Here is a 17,493-nt window from a genome sequence, read left to right as displayed (position 1 = left end):
GCAAACGTGCTGCAAGGGGATGTGCCAGTCGATTGGACAGGTGACCGGGCGGGGTGATGCCGGCATCACGGGCAGGCATCACGGCATCCTTGGGGGCGCCACCACATCGTCATCCATGACGGATCACGGGTCAACCGGCAGATGTCCCATTGCGCCTTCGCGATTCGCGATGTACGGGTGGCACGGATGTCGCTGGGGCTTGTGTACGAATCGTGCAGGAGCCATGCGTCATGACCAAGACAGTTGCCTCAAGGACCTCAACGAAGAGCTCGAAGACCTCGAAGACCACGCGCCATCGGCCGCACAGCGGCAAGTCCCGCCGCAAGGCACGCCGCTGGTCGCAGCGCGTGACCGAAAGCAGCGACGCGATGGATCTGGCGCCGGACATCTTCAAGTCGGATTCCGCGGAGGCCATTGCGAAGTCGTTGAAACAATCGGCCACGCATAGCCGGCGCCGCAAGGGCACGCCCTACCAGTCGGCCATGTCGATGCTGAATTTCTACATCAACCGCGCCGGCCGCAATCTGCCCAAGACCCGGCGCGCCACGCTGCAACGGGCGAAGCAGAAGCTGCGCGAGGCGTTCGGGCGCGCCTAGCCGGTCGCACATGCTGTCCCGGGCACATGGCCTGTGCCGTTTGCCTGCGCCACAGGCACAATACGGGCTGAAATTCAGGCGGACAGCGGGGAGAGGAAATGGAATTGCGGCAACTGCGCTACTTCGTGCATGTGGTGGAGCTTGGCAGCATGGGGCAGGCGGCGCAGCGGCTTGGCGTGGTCACCTCCGCGCTGAGCCAGCAGATCAGCCGCCTGGAAAGCGAGCTGTCCACGCGGTTGCTGCAGCGCACGTCCAGCGGCGTGGTGCCCACCGATGCGGGGCTGGCATTCTGGCGCCAGGCGCAACTGGCGCTGCGTCATGCCGACGATGCGGCGCATGCGGCGCGTACCGCACGGTTGTCCGGGCATGTCAGCGTGGGCATGGCGCCCAGCACGCTGGCGGTGCTCGGGCCGGCGTTCATGCTGGCCATGCGCGATCGTTATCCCGACATCCGCCTGCATCTGGTGGAAAGCCTGTCGGGCGGCCTGGCCACGATGATCGGCGCGCGCCAGCTCGACCTGGCCGTGCTGTTCCAGATGGAGCCGGGGCAACGCTGGAGCAGCATGCGGCTGCTGGAGGAGCGCCTGTTCGTGATCGCGCGGCCCGACCAGCCAGGCCTGCCCGCCGCCGAGACGATCCACCTGGATGCCATCGGCGACCTGCCGCTGATCCTGCCAAGCGGCGCCCATGGGTTGCGCGCGGTGCTCAATGCGGCCTCGGCGCGAAACCAGCGGCCGCTGAACGTGGTGGCGGAAATCGATGGCCTGGCGATGCTGATGGACGCCGTGCGCGCCGGCATCGGCGCCACCATCCAGCCCGGTGCGGCTGTGGCCCGCCATCTGGGCGACCCGCTGACGCTGATCGAGATCGTGGACGCCGGGGTGAGCCGTCCGAACATGCTGGTGAGCCTGTCGGACGACGAACTGTCTCCAGCCGGCCTGGCCGCCCGCAGCGTGCTGGAACAGGTGGCGCGTGAACTGGTGACGGCCGGGCGCTGGCCAGGTGCCACCCTTCACAAATCCTGAACACCGTCCGCCGCGTCGGGGCTGGCGCACATGGCGCGGACTCCGTAGAGTCGGGGGTGCAACCGATTCCAACTATTCCAACGATTCCCGCAGGAGACTCGCATGACCCCACGCATGCCGCGCCGCATCGCGCTGAAGGCGCTCGGCACCATGGTCCTGGCTGCCGCCGTTTCGGCCCCTTTCCCCACCGCTGCCTTCGCCGCCGATGCCTGGCCGTCCAAGCCGATCACGCTGGTCGTGCCGTTTGCCTCGGGTGGCACCACCGACATCATCGGACGTGCCGTGGGCCAGCGGCTGGGCGAGGCACTGGGCCAGCCCGTGGTGGTCGACAACCGGCCCGGTGCGGGCGGCACGATCGGCGGGGCCCTGGTGGCTCGCGCCAATCCGGACGGCTACACGTTCCTGCTGGCCACCGTGGCGCATACGATGGCACCCGGCATCTACAAGACGCTGCCCTACGATTTCCAGAAGGACCTGGAACCGATCGGCATGGTGGCGCTGACGCCTAACGTGCTGATCGTGAATCCGTCGATTCCGGCCAAGACCGTGCAAGAACTGGTGGCCTACATCAAGGCCAATCCGGGCAAGGTCAACTATGGTTCGGCCGGCATCGGCAGCACCGAGCACCTGTCGGGCGAGCTGTTCCGCGCGTCCACGGGTACCGATATTTCGCACGTCCCGTACAAGGGCGGCGCGCCGATGATGACCGACCTGATCGCGGGCCAGATCCAGATGGCGATCGAGACCAGTCCGTCGGCCAACCCGCATATCAAGAGCGGCAAGGTCAAGGCGCTGGCCGTGACGTCGGCCAAGCGCTCGGCCGCCTATCCGGGTGTGCCGACCGTGGCCGAGAGCGGCGTGCCCGGCTATGAAGTCACCACCTGGTACGCGCTGATGGCGCCGCATGGCACGCCCGAGGCAGTGCGCCAGCGTGTGAGCGCCGAACTGGCCAAGGTGCTGAAGCAGCCGGACGTGCAGAAGCGCTTCGACGAGCAGGGCGTAACCGCCGGCGACATGACGCCGCAGCAGCTGGCCGGCTTCATCAAGACCGAAACCACCAAGTGGACCAAGGTGGCCAAGGATTCGGGCGCGAAGGCCGAATAAGCCAGGTCAGGCGGGATCGGGCCGGAATCCGGCCATTCTCCTGGCCGCCGATGCCGCCGCGCCCTTGGTCGCGTTTTAACTTCGCACCCTTACATCGCGCGGCGGATCTCCGCCAGCCCGAACGCCGCCAGCGCCAGTCCGGCCACCCGGTCGATCCACTGGCGCAGGCGCGTGCCCAGCGCATGGCGCGCCCCCGTGACCATCGCCACCAGTACGCACCACCAGGCGATCGATCCGCAGAACACCCCCAGCACCGTGGTCATGGCGATGGTCGTCGAGAACGGCCCGCGCGGCGCCAGCGTGGCGAACAGCGCGGCGAACATGATGATGGTCTGGGGGTTGGTCAGCGTCAGCAGGAAGGCGCTGGCGAACGCGCGCAGGCCCGTGCCATTGCCGCGCAGCGTGGCCACCTGTTCGGTTGGCTTGTGGAAGAACGTGCGCAGCCCCAGGTAGAGCAGGAACAGCCCGGCGGCAATGTGCAGCGGCTTGTCGTAGGCCAGCATGAACTGCGACACCCCCACCAGCCCCAACGCGGCCACCAGGCCATACACGGCGTCGCCACAGGCAATGCCAAAGCCGATCGACAACCCGGCGCGCGGGCCATCGGTCAGGGTGCGGCGGATGCAGAGCATCCCCATGGGCCCGACCGGCGCGGCAACGGCCAGGCCGACACCGGCAGCGGTCAGGAAGAGGGCGGGCAGGGACATGATGGGCTCTCGATGGTCGTTGGTGTTGTCTGCCGATTCTAGCGGCAAGTCGACGCAAGCGGCTCAGGCGGCTCCGGTGGCCTAGGCGGCCCAGGCTGCTCAGGCGGCTGCGGGCGCCACCCCGCGTGCCAGCACCTGGGCCAGTTCCACGGCCGGCACCGGCCGCCCGAACAGCCAGCCCTGGCCGTAGTCCACGCCCTGCGCGCGCAGGAAATCGGCCTGGGCGCGGTCCTCGATGCCTTCGGCCACCACCTGCAGCCCCAGCGACTGGGCCATGGCGATGATGTGCGGCGCCACGGCGCTCGATGCCGCCTCCTGCCCAATCGTGTCGACAAAGGACTTGTCGATCTTCAGCGCGTCGACCTTGAAGCTCTGCAGGTACGACAGGCTGGAGTAGCCGGTGCCGAAGTCGTCGATATAGACCGGATGGCCCGCGTCACGGAATGCCTGGATGGTGTCGCGCGCCACGTCCGGCTCCAGAAAGCCGCGCTCGGTGGCCTCGATGCGGATCTGGTCGGGCGAGATGCCGGTGCCGCGCAGGCGCGCGGTGAGCACGCTCAGGAAGCGGCGGCTCTTCAGGTCTTCCGTGCCGACGTTGATCGATACGTAGAACGACGGATGCCGGCGCAGCAGCGTGCCCAGTTCGGCCAGCACGATGTCGAGCACCTGGTCGGTGATCTGCTGGATCAGGCCGGCGTTCTCCGCCATCGGGATGAACAGGTTGGGACGTACCAGCCGGCCGTGGCGGCGCCAGCGCACCAGCGCTTCGACGCCCACGCACTGGTTGTCCGACAGCGAGACGATGGGCTGGTAATGCACGGCCATCTCGTGCCGCCGTACTGCCCCGCGCAACTCGCCTTCCAGGCTGAAGCGGCGCGTGGCGCGGCGCCAGACCAGGATGCCCAGCGGCACGCCAGCCGCCAGCCCCACGACCAATCCGCCCACCAGCAGCGCCTTCCAGTTGGTCAGCAGGGCGGCGCGCGGCGCCAGCACCACCACCGCCAGCGGCATGTTGCGCGACTTGCGCAGGACGATCGACGCATCGTCGTCGTTGGTGGCGTCGCCGCCCGATCCGTAGGCGTGATCGGCATAGGCGCGCTGCAGCCGCGCCAGGTTGGCGCCCTGCGACGCCGCGAAGATGCGCCCGGCATCGGTCTGCACGGCGGCCAGCATGCGCGATTCGCGGTCCACCACATCGACAAAGGTCTGCGGATCGAGCCCGACATAGCTGCCATTGCGGCCCAGCAGCATCGAACGGCGCGGCGCGGCAAACGGGTTGGGCTGGTCGAACCAGTAGTCCAGGCCGTCGGGGGTGCGCCAGTCGGGCGGCGGCAGGATGAACTGGTCGGCCTGCACGGCGCCCAGCAGGGCCGAGCACAGCCGCTTGCCGCCCCGGTAGGCGCCCGCATCCTGGATGTGACGGTAGGTATAGGTAATGCGCCGCATCTCCACCAGATGCGACGACGAACAGGGATCTTCGCGCAGCGATTCCAGGTCCTGCAGTGCGTTGAGCGCCTGGGTCATGACCGTCTCGGCGCGCGTCACGGCCGCGTCGGCGAACACGCTCAGCTGCTCGGATTCGCGCCGGCTGGCTTCGAGTTGGGCCATGAACACGCCGATCCCCACCGGGAACAGCGTGGCCATCGTCGCCAGCACGATCGTCACAACCAGGAACCAGCTGCGCTGCATCGGGAGCCCTCAGGAGAGTGCGCCCCGGAGGGCGCCCACGGCGCTGCGCGCACCGTGCCATTCACAACCTCACAAACCGATTTGACAGTATTGACAGTGTTGCCTGATACCCGGAGCGGGTGTTGCGTTGCTGCACCACAAAATTACGCGCCTGCTCTGGGGAGCATAGCTAACAATGACGCGGTCATGTCTGATACTTCGTGCGGGTTTTTGCATTTTCCCCCGATGGCATGCCCGAGTGGCGTTCCCGGCACGGCACGGATTCAAACACAGGGTAAGGGATATTCGCCTACGCCCGAATTCATCCCGATGGCGGGGTGGTGTGAGGCCCCCGGATGTCGGCACTCCGGTGACGGCGGGTCGACATCCGGAGGCTCCAGCGAGGCGATGTGACAGATTCTGACGCAGGGTGCCTGGCGCGGCAGCGCATGCCGGGCAATGGCAGGTCTGGGGCAGGTCTGGGGCAGGGTCTGGGGCAAGACGGGCCGTTCGCCCAGGGCGATCGGCATCCGAAGGTGGAGGGAGCGGGTTGGACGAGGTGGTAGGGCGATGCCCTACGACTTGCTGCCCGGCACGATGGCGGCCACGCGCGCGTTGCCATCCAGCGCCGCGTGCTGGCCCTGGCCCGGCGGCCCCATCGGCGTACCCGCAGATCCCGGCGGGCCGGGCGGGACCGATTCGCGCGGCGCCGTTGCCGCAGGGTCCACTACCAGCATCAGCGTGGCGATATAGCGGTCCTTGGCCTCGCGTACGGCGCCGAACACCGTATCGCCGGCTCGCAGGGCGATACCGTCGTTGCTGTTCAGCGTCTCGCGCAGGCGCTTGCGGCGATAGGCCGGCAGCTGGGTGTACAGATATTCGCTGAGCGCGTCGGGCAGAAAGCACTGCGTGGTCAGCAACGTGCGGCGGCCGTCGATCACCTTCATGTGCAGGTGCGTGGCGCGCCCTTCGTACCAGCCCGGATAGATCGTGCGGAACGCTGCCACGCCATCGGCGCCCACCGGCTGGCTGCCACGCAGGAAGGTCTGGCCCTTGGTGGACACCGCCTGGTCGTGATCGTCGACCTGGCCGGCATATCCCGAGTACACACCTGCGGCGTTGCAGTGCCACAGGTCCACGCGCTTGCCCGCCAGGGGTCGGCCGTGGATGTCCACCACCGTGAAGCGGAGGTCGAGCGGCACACCCGATTGCCCCTCGGTAATGTCCTGGCGGACCTTGGCCGCATCGAAATAGTACGGCCCCTCGGTGGTCTGGGCCGTCAGCGGGAGCCTGGCGGTGGTGGGCAAGGCCTGCGCGCTGGCGGGCGCCGTGCGAGACAGCGTGACCAGCTCGGCGCCGCCGAGCGCCGCCGCCAGCAGATGCCGGCGGCGCGATGTGGATGGCGGCTGCGAAGAGTTTGCGGACATCGCATCTTCCATCAGGAAATGAGATGCCCAGTGTAGCGCCGGGTCGCGGGCGCAGTGTTTCCGCTCTGTGTCGACCCGGCTACGCTTTTTCCACCGCAGCCGCAGGGTTGCCGGCGCTCAGACGGCCGACTTCAGGACCGCGCCGGTGGCGAAGAAGCTCTGCAGGTTGTCGAACACCAGCCCGGCCATTGCCGCACGGGTCTCGTGCGTGCCGCTGGCTACGTGCGGCAGCAGCACGACGTTGTCCAGGGCGAACAGGGCTTCGGGCACCTTGGGCTCGTGCTCGAACACGTCCAGCCCGGCGCCGGCAATGCGCTTGTGCGTCAGGGCGTCGACCAGCGCCGCTTCATCCACCACCGTGCCGCGGGCGATGTTGATCAGATAGCCCTTCGGACCCAGCGCCTTCAGTACGTCGGCGGACACCAGATGGCGGGTTTCGGGGCCACCCGAAGCGGCGATCACCAGAAAATCCGCCCACTCGGCCAGCGCCTGCAGCGACGGCTCGAAGCCATAGGGCACGCCGTCCTGGGCCTTGCGGCCAAAGTAGCGCACGTCCATGTCGAAGCCGCTCGACCGCTTGGCGATGACGCGGCCGATGCGGCCCATGCCGACGATGCCCAGTCGCTTTCCGCTGACGCGCGTGGTCAGCGGATACGGGCCCTTGAGCCAGTCGCCACGGCGCACGTAGCGGTCGGCGGCGCTGATCTGGCGCGCCGCGTCCATCAGCAGCGCGAACGCGGTATCGGCCACGCAGTCATTGAGCACGTCCGGCGTGTAGCCCACGGCAATGCCGCGTGCGCGGGCGGTGTCCAGGTCCAGCTTGTCCAGGCCCACGCCGAAGCTCGAGATCACGCGCAGGTTCGGCAGCGTGGCCAGCATCGCGGCGTCCACGCCGGTGGCGGCGCGCGTGGTCATCGCCACGAACTCGCCACCGTGCTGCGCCAGGTAGGCGGCAGGATCGCTTTCGGCCCAGAGCGGGTGCACGTCGAAATGCTCGGCCAGACGGGCTTCGGTCTGTTCCGGGAGCCGGCCATGCTGCAGGAGGCGGGGTTTCATGCGAGAAGAGTCCTTTTTTATGGAAATGTCCGGGCGCGCGGTCAGTCGGCGCTCAGGTGATTATCGGCGATGATCCTTGCGTAACGCTTGCGGTCGTTGGCGATGGTCTCGGCAAACTGCTGCGGCGTGCTGCCTACCGGAATCGCGCCCTGTTCGAGCAGCTGCTTCTTGACCTCCGGCATGGCCACCACCTTCTTCACGTCGGCCGCGATCTTGTCGACGATGTCCTTCGGCGTGCCAGCGGGCGCCAGCAGGCCCACCCAGGAGCCCGACTCGGCGTTCTGGATGCCGGCCTCGGCCAGCGTGGGCACGTCGGGCATCGACGGCGAGCGCACGTTGCCGGTCACGGCCAGCGCGCGCAGCTTGCCGGCCTTCACGTGGCCGGTGGTTTCCAGGATCGATGCGAACAGCATGTCGACGTTGCCGGCCATCAGGTCGGTCATTGCCGCGCCGCCGCCCTTGTAGGGCACGTGCAGCATGTCAGTGCCGGTGGCGGCCTTGAAGATTTCGCCGGACAGGTGCGGCGAGCCGCCCGTGCCCGAGCTGGCGAAGGTCAGCTTGCTGGGCTTGGCCTTGGCCAGCGCCACCAGTTCCTTCGGCGTTTTCGCGGGCAGGCCCGGCGTGACCACCAGCGCGAACGGCAGTTCGGCCATCATCGTCACGGGCACGAAGCTGTCGGGCTTGTAGTTGAGCTTCTTGTACAGGAACGGGTTGATCGACTGCGTGCCCACATTGCCCGCCACGAGCGTGTAGCCATCGGGCTTGGCGCGTGCGGTCAGTTCCAGGCCGACATTGCCGGCGGCGCCGGGGCGGTTGTCCACCACCACCGGCTGGCTCCAGATCTGCGACAGCCGCTGCGCGACGAGCCGCGTGCCGATGTCCGTGCCGCCGCCGGGCGTGAACGGCACGATGATGGTGACGGGCTTGGTCGGCCATTCGCCCTGGGCGTGAGCGCCAAAGGCAGCGGTAACGGCCAGGGCCGCGGTGGCGATGCGGGCAATCTTCAACATGGGTTTGTCTCCGGAATTGTTATAGGTAGGTGTGTCTGGGCCGATCGCGTCAGCGCCCCTTGGCCTTGCGCCACGCGGCGAAATCTGCGCGCGCCTGTTCGGTGGTTGGCGGATAGAGCCCGATGATCGATCGGCCGTTGCGCACTTCCTCGGTCACGAAGTCCTCGAACGCCGTCATTTCCACGGCCTCGGCGGTGATTTCCTCGGCGATGTGCCACGGAATGACGACCACGCCTTCGGCATCGCCCACGATGACGTCGCCGGGAAATACCGCCACGTCGCCGCAACCGATCGGCACGTTGAATTCCAGCGCCTGGTGCAGCGTCAGGTTGGTGGGCGCCGATGGGCGATGGTGGTATGCGGGCATGGCCATCTGCGCGATCTCGGGCGAGTCGCGGAAGCCGCCGTCGGTGACGATGCCCGCGCCGCCGCGCTGCATCAGCCGCGTGACCAGGATCGACCCCGCCGACGCGGCGCGCGCGTCCTTGCGGCTGTCGATCACCAGCACGGCGCCGGGCGGGCACTTCTCGATGGCCTGGCGCTGCGGATGGTTGGGGTCCTGGAACACGGTGATGGGGTTCAGGTCCTCGCGTGCAGGGATATAGCGCAGCGTGAACGCTTCGCCGACCATCGCGCCGCCGTCCGGGTTGAGCGGGCGCACGTCCTGGATGAACTGGTTGCGCAGGCCGCGCTTGAACAGCGCGGTGCAGAGCGTGGCGGTGCTGACGGTCTTCAGCGCGTCGCGCAGGCTGGAACTGAGCGGGGTCATGGGGGAGGCCTCAGTAGATGCTCGGTTCGCCCACGGGCTCGCCGAAATCGGTTTGCAGGAAGTCGAAGTCGCAGCCGTCGTTGGCCTGGCGAACGTGACGCGAGAACATGTAGCCGTAGCCGCGCATATAGCGCGGGGGCAGCGGGGTCCACGCGGCACGGCGCGCGGCCAGTTCCTCGTCGGACACTTCCAGGTGGATGCTGCGCTGGTCGATGTCGACCGTGATCAGGTCGCCCGTCTTCACCAGCGCGAACGGGCCGCCGATGTAGGCCTCGGGGGCCACGTGCAGGATGCAGGCGCCATAGCTGGTGCCGCTCATGCGCGCGTCGGACATGCGCAGCATGTCGCGCACGCCTTGCTTCACGAGCTTTTTCGGAATCGGCAGCATGCCCCACTCGGGCATGCCCGGGCCGCCCTGCGGACCGGCGTTGCGCAGGATCAGGACGTGGTCGGCCGTGACATCGAGGTCTTCATTTTCGACGGCCGCTTTCATCGACGGGTAGTCGTCGAACACCAGCGCCGGACCGGTATGTTTGAAGAAGCGTTTTTCGCACGCGCTGGGCTTGATCACGCAGCCGTCGGGCGCGATATTGCCGCGCAGCACGGCCAGGGCGCCTTCCTGGTACAGCGCGTTCTCGCAGGTGCGGATCACGTCGTCGTTGTGGACCTCGGCGCCGGCGATGTTTTCGCCCAGCGTGCGGCCCGTGACCGTGGGCGTGTCGAGGTGAAGCTTGTCGCGGATGCGGTTCATCAGCGCCGGCAGCCCGCCCGCATAGAAGAAATCTTCCATCAGGTAGGTGTCGCCGCTGGGCCGGATGTTGGCGATCACGGGCACGTGGCGGCTCATGCGGTCGAAATCGTCCAGGCCGATGTCGTGGCCGGCGCGCCGTGCCATCGCAATCACGTGGATGATGGCGTTGGTGGAACAACCCATCGCCATAGCGACGGCAATTGCGTTCTCGAATGACGCGTGCGTCTGGATGCGCTGCGGCGTCAGGTCTTCCCAGACCATGCCGACGATGCGCCGGCCGGCTTCGGAGCACATGCGGATGTGGTTGGCGTCCGCCGCCGGAATCGACGACGCACCGGGCAGTGTCATGCCGATGGCCTCGGCAATCGCGGTCATGGTGCTGGCCGTGCCCATCGTCATGCATGTGCCGTGGCTGCGCGCGATGCCGCCTTCGATGCCGATCCACTCGGTCTTGCTGATATTGCCGGCGCGGCGCTCGTCCCAGAACTTCCAGGCGTCGGAGCCCGATCCCAGCACCTGGCCCTTGTAGTTGCCGCGCAGCATGGGGCCGGCGGGCACGTAGATGGCCGGCACGCCGGCGCTGGTGGCGCCCATCAGCAGGCCGGGCGTGGTCTTGTCGCAGCCGCCCATCAGCACGGCGCCGTCGATCGGGTGCGAGCGGATCAGCTCCTCGGTCTCGATGGCCAGCAGGTTGCGGTAGAGCATCGTGGTCGGCTTGACCGAGCTCTCGGACAAAGAAATGGCCGGTAGCTCCACGGGGAAACCACCAGCCTGCAGGATGCCGCGCTTCACGTCGTCCACGCGCTGCTTGAAGTGCGCGTGGCAGGGGTTGATGTCGGACCATGTGTTGATGATGGCGATGAGCGGCTTGCCCATCCATTCATCGGGCGCGTAGCCCATCTGCATGATCCGCGAGCGGTGCCCGGACGAGCGCAGGTCGTCGGGCGCGAACCAGCGCGCGCTGCGCAGCTGGTCCGGCGTCTTTTTATGTGCCGTCATCGTTGTCTCTTCCACCTAAGAATCCTGCCAGTCACCTAGTTGTACGACGACTGGGGTTTTGGGAATTAAAGCACTAATATATTAGTACGTCAACGCAGGGATTTCCGCCACGGTTCGGCTAGAATCGCGCCCAACATTCCAGTCATTTACGCATGGCCGCCACGCTACCCAACCCTTCCGCGCAGTTCCAGTTCGACCGCACGCGCCTGGCGGCGCCGCAGGTGTTCGAGCATATGCGCGACCAGATCATCTCGATGGCGCTGCCACCGGGCACGGTGCTGTCGCGTCCCGAACTGGCGCTGCAGTACGGCATCAGCCAGACGCCGGTGCGCGATGCGTTGATGCGGCTGGCGGAAGAAGGGCTGGTCGACGTGTTTCCGCAGCACGCCACGCGCGTCAGCCGCATCGACGTGGCGCTGGCGCGACAGGCGCATTTCCTGCGCCGCTCGGTGGAGGTGGAAATCGTCCGCACGCTGGCGGGTGCGCCGGATCCGGGTTTGGTGGAACGGCTGCGCGCCACGGTGGCGCGCCAGCAGCGGATGCTCGAACTCGACGATCTGGCCGAATTCACCGCCAACGACCAGTATTTCCATCGCCAGCTCTACGAGGCCGCCGCCGTGCCGGACCTGTTCGGGCTGGTGCGGCGCCAGAGCGGCCATCTGGACCGCCTGCGCCGGTTGCACCTGCCGATTCCGGGCAAGGCCAATGCGGTGCTGCGCGACCACACCGCGATCGTCGACGCCATCGCCACCGGCGACGTGGTCGCCGCCGAGACCGCGCTGCGCGACCACTTGACCGGCACGCTCGCCAACGTCGAGGAAATCCGCTCGCGCTTCCGCGATTACCTGCGCTGAGGCCGACTCACGCTTGCCCCAATCGGGGTGGGCGTTTGTTTTTGGCAACGGCCCACAGCGTCATCTACCCACTGCATGGGTAATGGCACCCTCCGCGCATTCGTCGATGACGAAGAATTTGTCGATTGCTGGCGGAAATTGATAGATTCCTGATGTATTTACTGCCGGGTAGCCCAAGATGTCCGCCAGAGTCACCATTACCAGCAGCGACCAACTGGGGCAGGTGCTCCAGGGCGCGCGCAAGATCGCCGGCCTGACCCAGGCCGACGCCGCCGCGCGGCTGGCCATCAGCCAGAGCCGCGTTTCCCATATGGAGTTGAACCCCGAGACCATCAGCGTGGCGCAGTTGCTGGCGCTGCTGGGGGCCTACGACATGGATCTGTTCGTCGAGCCGCGTACCGTGAGCGATGCGGTGCTGGAGAAGCTCGAGTGGTAGCCGGCGCGCGGCAGCCTGTGCCGCGCGCGGCCAGTCGTGGGGCGAATCAGGGCAGGTAGCCCAGCAGCTTCCACCAGAAGTAATCGAGCGGCAGCAACACCACCAGCGTGATGGCGGCCATGGTCAGGCAAAGCCGCGTGCCGTGGCGCAAGCCCACGCCACCGAGCTGCATCGCGATCACGATCGGCGGTGACTGGTACGGGAAAAAGACCGTCGAGAACACCGGCACCTGCAGCATCAGCACCGTTTCCAGCGGCAGCCCCGTGGCATTGGCCAGGTCGCGTGCCAGCGGCGTGAGCACGGCCGGCAGCGCGGGCAGCGTCGACATCATCCCCAGTACCGCGCCCATGGCCCCGATGGTGCCTACGTTGGCGGCCGTGTGGCCGGGCGTCAGCGGCAGCACTTGCAGCAGGCCGGCACTGATGGCGCTGCCCAGGCCGGTGGATTCCACCAAGGCTCCCAACCCCAGAAAGCCGGCCACGTAGATCAGCGGCACCAGGTGAACCTGCTCGGTGAGCGCCTTTGGCGATACCAGGCCGATGCCGGGCAGCAGGCAGACGATGCACGCGGCCAGCGAAATCCAGGCTGGCGAAATGCCATGCCACGCGTCGGTGGCGAACCCCGCCACCGCCAGCGCCAGGATGACGGCCAGCACGCGCTCCTGCGCACCCATCGCGGTCTGTGTGACAGGCGCCTGCGCTGGCATCGGGCCGTTTTCCGGAAACAGCTTGCAGATCACCCAGATCAGCACCACGGTCTTCAGCGCGCCCAGCACCGGGAAATGCAGCAGCAGGTAGCTGCCGTAGCTCAGGTTGATGTGATAGAGCGAACTAGCCGCGCCCAGCAGCACGCTGTTCGGGATGTTGGCCGGCAGGATGGCGGTGGGCGGCATGTAGCTGGCTGCCGCGACGGTCATCACCATGCCGATGCGGCCATTCGATCCGGCGGCGAAGCCCAGACGGTCTGCCAGCGCCAGCACGATCGGCATCAGCAGTAGCACGCGGCCCGTGGTGGAGGGCATCAGGAACGCCAGCCCGACCGCGCTCAGCGCCACCGTGGTGATCACCTGGGGGTAAGTGCCCACCCGCTTGTGGAAGATGATGTCGGCCAGCCGTAGCGCCAGGCCGGTACTGCGCAGCGCCACGCCGGTCACGGCGCCACCGAACATCAGCCACCATGCCGTCGACGTGAATCCGGAAAACACCACCGTGGGCGGCGCGATGTGGAACACCACGGCGGACAGGAAGAACAGCAGCGTGGCCGTGGGTTCCGGCAGCACGCCGACCGCCCAGCAGGAAACGGTGGATAGCACCAGCGCGCCGGCCCAGATCAGCGCGGGTGGGGCATGCAGGGCGCTGCCCGCAATCCAGACGGCGCTGATGCAGGCGCCAATCAGCAGCGCGGCACGGATCGAATCGGCAGGGCGGCCGGCCAGCGGTGCGGGCTTGGGCGGGGCGGGGGGTGTCGGGGGTGTGGTTTCGGGACGTGCGTCGGCGCGGCCGGGGGTGGCTGACATCTTGGATCTGTCTCGCAAGCGGACGGGTCGCGTCTCGGCGCCGGTCCTGTTTTATGAGCAAATGTGCTGAGCCGCTATCGTATGGTTGTCTGATGAAGCAGGCAACTGCTGCGCGCTGGTCAGTGTGTTTTGCGGAATGTCAGGTTGATGCGCTCGCTGCCGGTAAGTGCGTGATCACCTGCGGCCAGCGGCGCGATGCCGTGGAACACCAGCCGCGACGGGCCGCCCCAGACCACCACGTCGCCGTGCGCCAGCCGCACCCGCGACGGACGGTCGGCCCGGCGCAGTCCGCCCCACAGAAAGATGGCCGGCAGGCCCAGCGACACCGACACGATCGGGGCCCGCAGATCCAGTTCGTCGCGGTCCTGATGCAGCGAAAGCCGCGTACCGGGCAGATAGCGGTTGATCAGGCAGGCATCGGGCGCAAAACCGGGATAGCCGGCCGCCTCGGCGGCGTCCAGCGCCAACTGGCGGAAGGCACCGGGCATGGCCGGCCAGGGCCTGCCCGTGTCGGGATCGACCGGGTCATAGCGATATCCGGTGCGGTCGGACACCCAGCCCTGCTCGCCGCAATTGGTCATCGCCACCGACATGCGCAACCCACCCGGCGTGATCAGGTGCCGGAACGGTGAGCCGGCGCTGACTTCGCCCACCGCCTGCAGCAGCGCGGACCCGAGGTCGCGCGCAAAACCGCGCAGGACCACGGCACCCGGCCCCAGCGGCTCGGTGGCCGGCGGCGTGTCGGGATCGGCGGGAAGGGCGTCGAAGAGGTCGAAAGTCATGGTGGCCGCACATCGGGGCGGAGAACGCTCCCAATCTAACGCATTTGCACCTTCCCCATCCCCTCCAGCAACGCCTTGTGAAACGCCGCCGGGTCCTGCATTTGCGGGGCGTGGCCCATTTCGGGGAATTCCACCAGTGTCGTGTTCGGGATGGCCTTTGCCGTGGCTTTCGCCAGTTCCGGGTAGCGGCCCAGCTTTGGCTGCACGTCGGCCGGGGCGGCGTCCTTGCCGATGGCCGTGGTGTCCTTGTCGCCGATCATCAGCAGCGTGGGGGCCTGGATGGCGCCCATCTCGTAGACCACGGGCTGGGTGTAGATCATGTCGTAGAGCAGCGCGGAGTTCCACGCCACGATCTGCTTGCCCGGGCCGCGGTACATGCCGGCCAGCATCTGCACCCACGGTTCGTATTCCGGCTTCCACTGGTTCACGTAGTAGGTGGACTTCTCGTAGTTGCGGATGCGGTCGGCCGTGGTGTTCAGCTCGCGGGCGTACCACTGGTCCACCGAGAGTGATGGCACACCTTTGGCCTTCCAGTCCTCGAGCCCGATCGGGTTCACCAGCACCAGCTGCTTCGTCTCCTGCGGATACATCAGCGCGTAGCGCATGGCCAGCATGCCGCCTGTGGAGTGGCCCATCACGGTGATGTCGCGAATGCCGATCGACGCCAGCAGGTCGTGCGTGTTGCGTGCCAGTTGCTGGAACGTGTACTGGTAGTGCGCGGGCTTGGTCGACTTGCAGAAGCCCACCTGATCGGGTGCCACCACGCGGTAGCCGGCGCCGGTGAGCTGGCGGATGGTTTCCTGCCACGTGGCGCCGCAGAAGTTCTTGCCGTGCAGCAGCACCACGGCACGGCCGTTCGGCTTTTCGGGTTTGACGTCCATGAACGCCATCTCGATGGGCTTGCCCTGGGACGAGAACTTGTAGCGCTGGACCGGATAGGGGTAGTCGAAACCTTCCAGCTCGGGGCCATAGGCGGGGCCGCCATCGGTGGCGTCGGCGGCGTGAGCCAGCGGGGCGAGGGTGGCGGTCAGCGTGAGCGCGGCAAGCAGGAGAGGACGAACGAGGGGCGGGCGAACGGGAAGGGGGCGAAGGCTGGGCATGGTCATGGGCCGGGGCGAGTGGGCGGATGCGAGTGGACGGGGTATCCATATCGGGTATCCATATCGTCACTCAAATGACCGCGCCGTGCGCGGTTAAGTTCCGGGGTGCCAGCATGAAAAAAGCCCGCCGTCCATCCCGCAACGCGGGACAGAGGGCGGGCTTTCCGGGGTCGGAAAGACGTGTTGCGTCAGGCGAACGTATCGACCTCGCCACGTGCCAGCGTGCGCGCGGCGCGCGGCGTGGCGGGGGCCGCCGGGGCCGCCGTGTCCTTACCGAAGCCCATGGCCTGGCCGAAGCTGCTGCCGTTGCCGGCCTGGCGCTGCTGCTGCTGTTGCTGGCCGCCCGAGTTGGCTTGCGCAAAGCTGTCGGCGCCCACCGAGGTCTGGCCAAGCTGGATGCCTGCTTCGGCCATCGACGTGCGCAGATGCGGCAGCGCGGCTTCCACTGCGGCGCGCACGGCCTGGTGCGGCGATACGAACTGCGCCTGGGCCTGGTCGTTGACCACGTTCAGCACCACCTTCAGCGGGCCCAGGTTGGGCGGGTTCAGGTCGAGTTCGGCGGTCTGGTTGCCTTGGGTGGACAGGCGCACCATCTGCTGGCCCAGTGCCTGCGACCACTGGCTGTCGCCGACATTCGGCGCGATGACCGGACGCGCGGCGGCTGCGGCCGCATTGGCCTGTGCGGCCTGGGCCGGCGTCTGGGCGGCGAGCGCCGATGCGATGGTGGCGGCGCTGCTGGCGTTGGTGGCGCCCGTATCCACGCCTTCGCCGGTGCGTACGCTGGCCTGTGCGGCGGCAAACGGCGTGACCGGCGCCTGCGTCGGCTGGCTGGCCTGGGCGTTGTCGGCCGGCGTCAGGGCTGGCTGGTTCTGATGACCCAGGTTGGCATGCTGCTGGCCGGCGCCCTGTCCACGTGCGTCCTGTGCGGCGGCCTGGGCCGGCGCGGTGACGGTGGCGGCGATCTTGTCCGCCGTGGTCGGTGCGTTGTTCTGCAGCGCGGCGCGTTGCTGGGCGATCAGGGCCAGCGTGTCGGTCGGGCTGGCGGTGGTGCCCTTGGCGGCCGTGTCGACGGCAACGGTCGGCAGCCTGGCTTCGGCCTGTGCCTGCAAGGCTGCGGCATCGGCGGCCGGATCGGCCGTCGTGGTGGCCGCGGCGGCTGCAGCAGCAGCGGCAGTGGCGGCTGCGCTGGCGCCCTGCGCCGTGCCTTGTGCCGACGGCAGCGTCGGCAGCCCGTTGATCGCGCTGGTATCGTAGCCGGCCGTGCTGCCGGCGGCAGGGGCCTGCGGAGCCGGGGGCTGCGTCAGCAGCGCAGCGGCGGCCAGTGCGGCAGCGGCCGCAGCGGCATCGCTCGATGCGGTGTCGTCGGTTTCGCCATCCTTCGCGTCATCGGGCTTCGTGTCGCCCTTGGCGGCAACCTTGCTGGTGTCCTTCTGCGGCAACGCATTGTTGGCGGCGGGCTGCTGCGGCTTTTGCGCGGCGCTGTCCTTCGATGCGTCGGCCTGCTTGCCATCCTTGGCCGGCACCTTTACCTGCGCGGCGGCCGGCGCGGACTGCTGGCCATCCTGGCGTGCGCGCGACAGGGCATCCTGGAACGGATTGGCGTCGCCGCCCTTGCCGGCGTCCGGCGACTTGAGGTTACCGAGGGCTGCGGCGGCGTTGCCGACGATCTGGCTGATATCGATCATTGTGGTCT

The 17,493-nt window shown here is 67.8% G+C and carries 16 protein-coding genes; 5 read left to right on the top strand and 11 right to left on the bottom strand.

Annotated elements, in window-relative coordinates; all coding sequences use genetic code 11:
* Positions 1-230: 230 nt before the first annotated feature.
* The 3 genes from CYJ10_RS09850 to CYJ10_RS09840 all read left to right on the top strand — a co-directional run bounded on the left by CYJ10_RS09850 (position 231) and on the right by CYJ10_RS09840 (position 2,725).
* Entirely contained in the window at positions 231-596 is a 366-nt protein-coding gene (locus tag CYJ10_RS09850) for a DUF3175 domain-containing protein (protein WP_101681308.1), read from the top strand.
* Positions 597-694: 98 nt separating this feature from the next.
* Positions 695-1,621 carry a LysR family transcriptional regulator gene (locus tag CYJ10_RS09845; RefSeq protein WP_101681307.1) on the top strand — a complete coding sequence of 309 codons (927 nt, stop codon included), beginning with the start codon at positions 695-697 and terminating at the stop codon, positions 1,619-1,621.
* Positions 1,622-1,723: 102 nt separating this feature from the next.
* Entirely contained in the window at positions 1,724-2,725 is a 1,002-nt protein-coding gene (locus tag CYJ10_RS09840; protein WP_374703246.1) for a Bug family tripartite tricarboxylate transporter substrate binding protein, read from the top strand.
* Positions 2,726-2,814: 89 nt separating this feature from the next.
* Here CYJ10_RS09840 and CYJ10_RS09835 read toward each other — a convergent pair whose 3' ends face one another.
* The 7 genes from CYJ10_RS09835 to araD form a co-directional block, all read right to left on the bottom strand.
* Positions 2,815-3,432: a LysE family translocator gene (locus CYJ10_RS09835; RefSeq protein WP_101681306.1), complete on the bottom strand. Its 618-nt coding sequence runs from the start codon at positions 3,430-3,432 to the stop codon at positions 2,815-2,817.
* Positions 3,433-3,531: 99 nt separating this feature from the next.
* Positions 3,532-5,121: an EAL domain-containing protein gene (locus CYJ10_RS09830; protein WP_101681305.1), complete on the bottom strand. Its 1,590-nt coding sequence runs from the start codon at positions 5,119-5,121 to the stop codon at positions 3,532-3,534.
* A 554-nt stretch (positions 5,122-5,675) separates the two neighbouring features.
* A complete protein-coding gene (locus tag CYJ10_RS09825; protein ID WP_101681547.1) occupies positions 5,676-6,527 on the bottom strand; it encodes an intradiol ring-cleavage dioxygenase in 852 nt (283 codons plus the stop codon).
* A 117-nt stretch (positions 6,528-6,644) separates the two neighbouring features.
* Positions 6,645-7,583 carry a 2-hydroxyacid dehydrogenase gene (locus CYJ10_RS09820; RefSeq protein WP_101681304.1) on the bottom strand — a complete coding sequence of 313 codons (939 nt, stop codon included), beginning with the start codon at positions 7,581-7,583 and terminating at the stop codon, positions 6,645-6,647.
* A 41-nt stretch (positions 7,584-7,624) separates the two neighbouring features.
* Positions 7,625-8,593, bottom strand: a complete 969-nt coding sequence (locus CYJ10_RS09815) for a Bug family tripartite tricarboxylate transporter substrate binding protein (RefSeq protein WP_101681303.1) — start codon at positions 8,591-8,593, stop codon at positions 7,625-7,627.
* Between the two features lie 49 nt (positions 8,594-8,642).
* Entirely contained in the window at positions 8,643-9,362 is a 720-nt protein-coding gene (locus CYJ10_RS09810; RefSeq protein ID WP_101681302.1) for a ribonuclease activity regulator RraA, read from the bottom strand.
* A gap of 10 nt (positions 9,363-9,372) precedes the next feature.
* Positions 9,373-11,112, bottom strand: coding sequence for an L-arabinonate dehydratase (araD, locus tag CYJ10_RS09805; RefSeq protein ID WP_101681301.1), 1,740 nt, complete (start codon positions 11,110-11,112; stop codon positions 9,373-9,375).
* 152 nt (positions 11,113-11,264) lie between these two features.
* On the opposite strand from araD, the gene CYJ10_RS09800 reads away from it, so the two are divergent.
* Entirely contained in the window at positions 11,265-11,966 is a 702-nt protein-coding gene (locus tag CYJ10_RS09800; RefSeq protein ID WP_101681300.1) for a GntR family transcriptional regulator, read from the top strand.
* A 178-nt stretch (positions 11,967-12,144) separates the two neighbouring features.
* Positions 12,145-12,402 (top strand): helix-turn-helix domain-containing protein, encoded by a 258-nt coding sequence (locus tag CYJ10_RS09795; RefSeq protein WP_101681299.1) that lies wholly within the window; start codon positions 12,145-12,147, stop codon positions 12,400-12,402.
* A 46-nt stretch (positions 12,403-12,448) separates the two neighbouring features.
* Here CYJ10_RS09795 and CYJ10_RS09790 read toward each other — a convergent pair whose 3' ends face one another.
* The 4 genes from CYJ10_RS09790 to CYJ10_RS09775 all read right to left on the bottom strand — a co-directional run bounded on the left by CYJ10_RS09790 (position 12,449) and on the right by CYJ10_RS09775 (position 17,485).
* Positions 12,449-13,918: an SLC13 family permease gene (locus CYJ10_RS09790; protein ID WP_257993211.1), complete on the bottom strand. Its 1,470-nt coding sequence runs from the start codon at positions 13,916-13,918 to the stop codon at positions 12,449-12,451.
* A gap of 119 nt (positions 13,919-14,037) precedes the next feature.
* On the bottom strand, positions 14,038-14,700 hold the full coding sequence (gene alkB, locus CYJ10_RS09785) for a DNA oxidative demethylase AlkB (protein ID WP_101681298.1): 663 nt from the start codon (positions 14,698-14,700) through the stop codon (positions 14,038-14,040).
* Between the two features lie 35 nt (positions 14,701-14,735).
* Entirely contained in the window at positions 14,736-15,800 is a 1,065-nt protein-coding gene (locus tag CYJ10_RS09780) for an alpha/beta fold hydrolase (RefSeq protein WP_101681546.1), read from the bottom strand.
* Between the two features lie 188 nt (positions 15,801-15,988).
* A complete protein-coding gene (locus CYJ10_RS09775) occupies positions 15,989-17,485 on the bottom strand; it encodes a flagellar hook-length control protein FliK (protein WP_101681297.1) in 1,497 nt (498 codons plus the stop codon).
* Positions 17,486-17,493 lie beyond the last annotated feature (8 nt).

Origin of the sequence: Cupriavidus pauculus, assembly GCF_002858765.1 — a bacterium.
GTDB lineage: Bacteria > Pseudomonadota > Gammaproteobacteria > Burkholderiales > Burkholderiaceae > Cupriavidus > Cupriavidus pauculus_B.
Note: the sequence above shows the minus strand (reverse complement) of the source record. Positions and strands in the feature narration are given on the sequence as shown.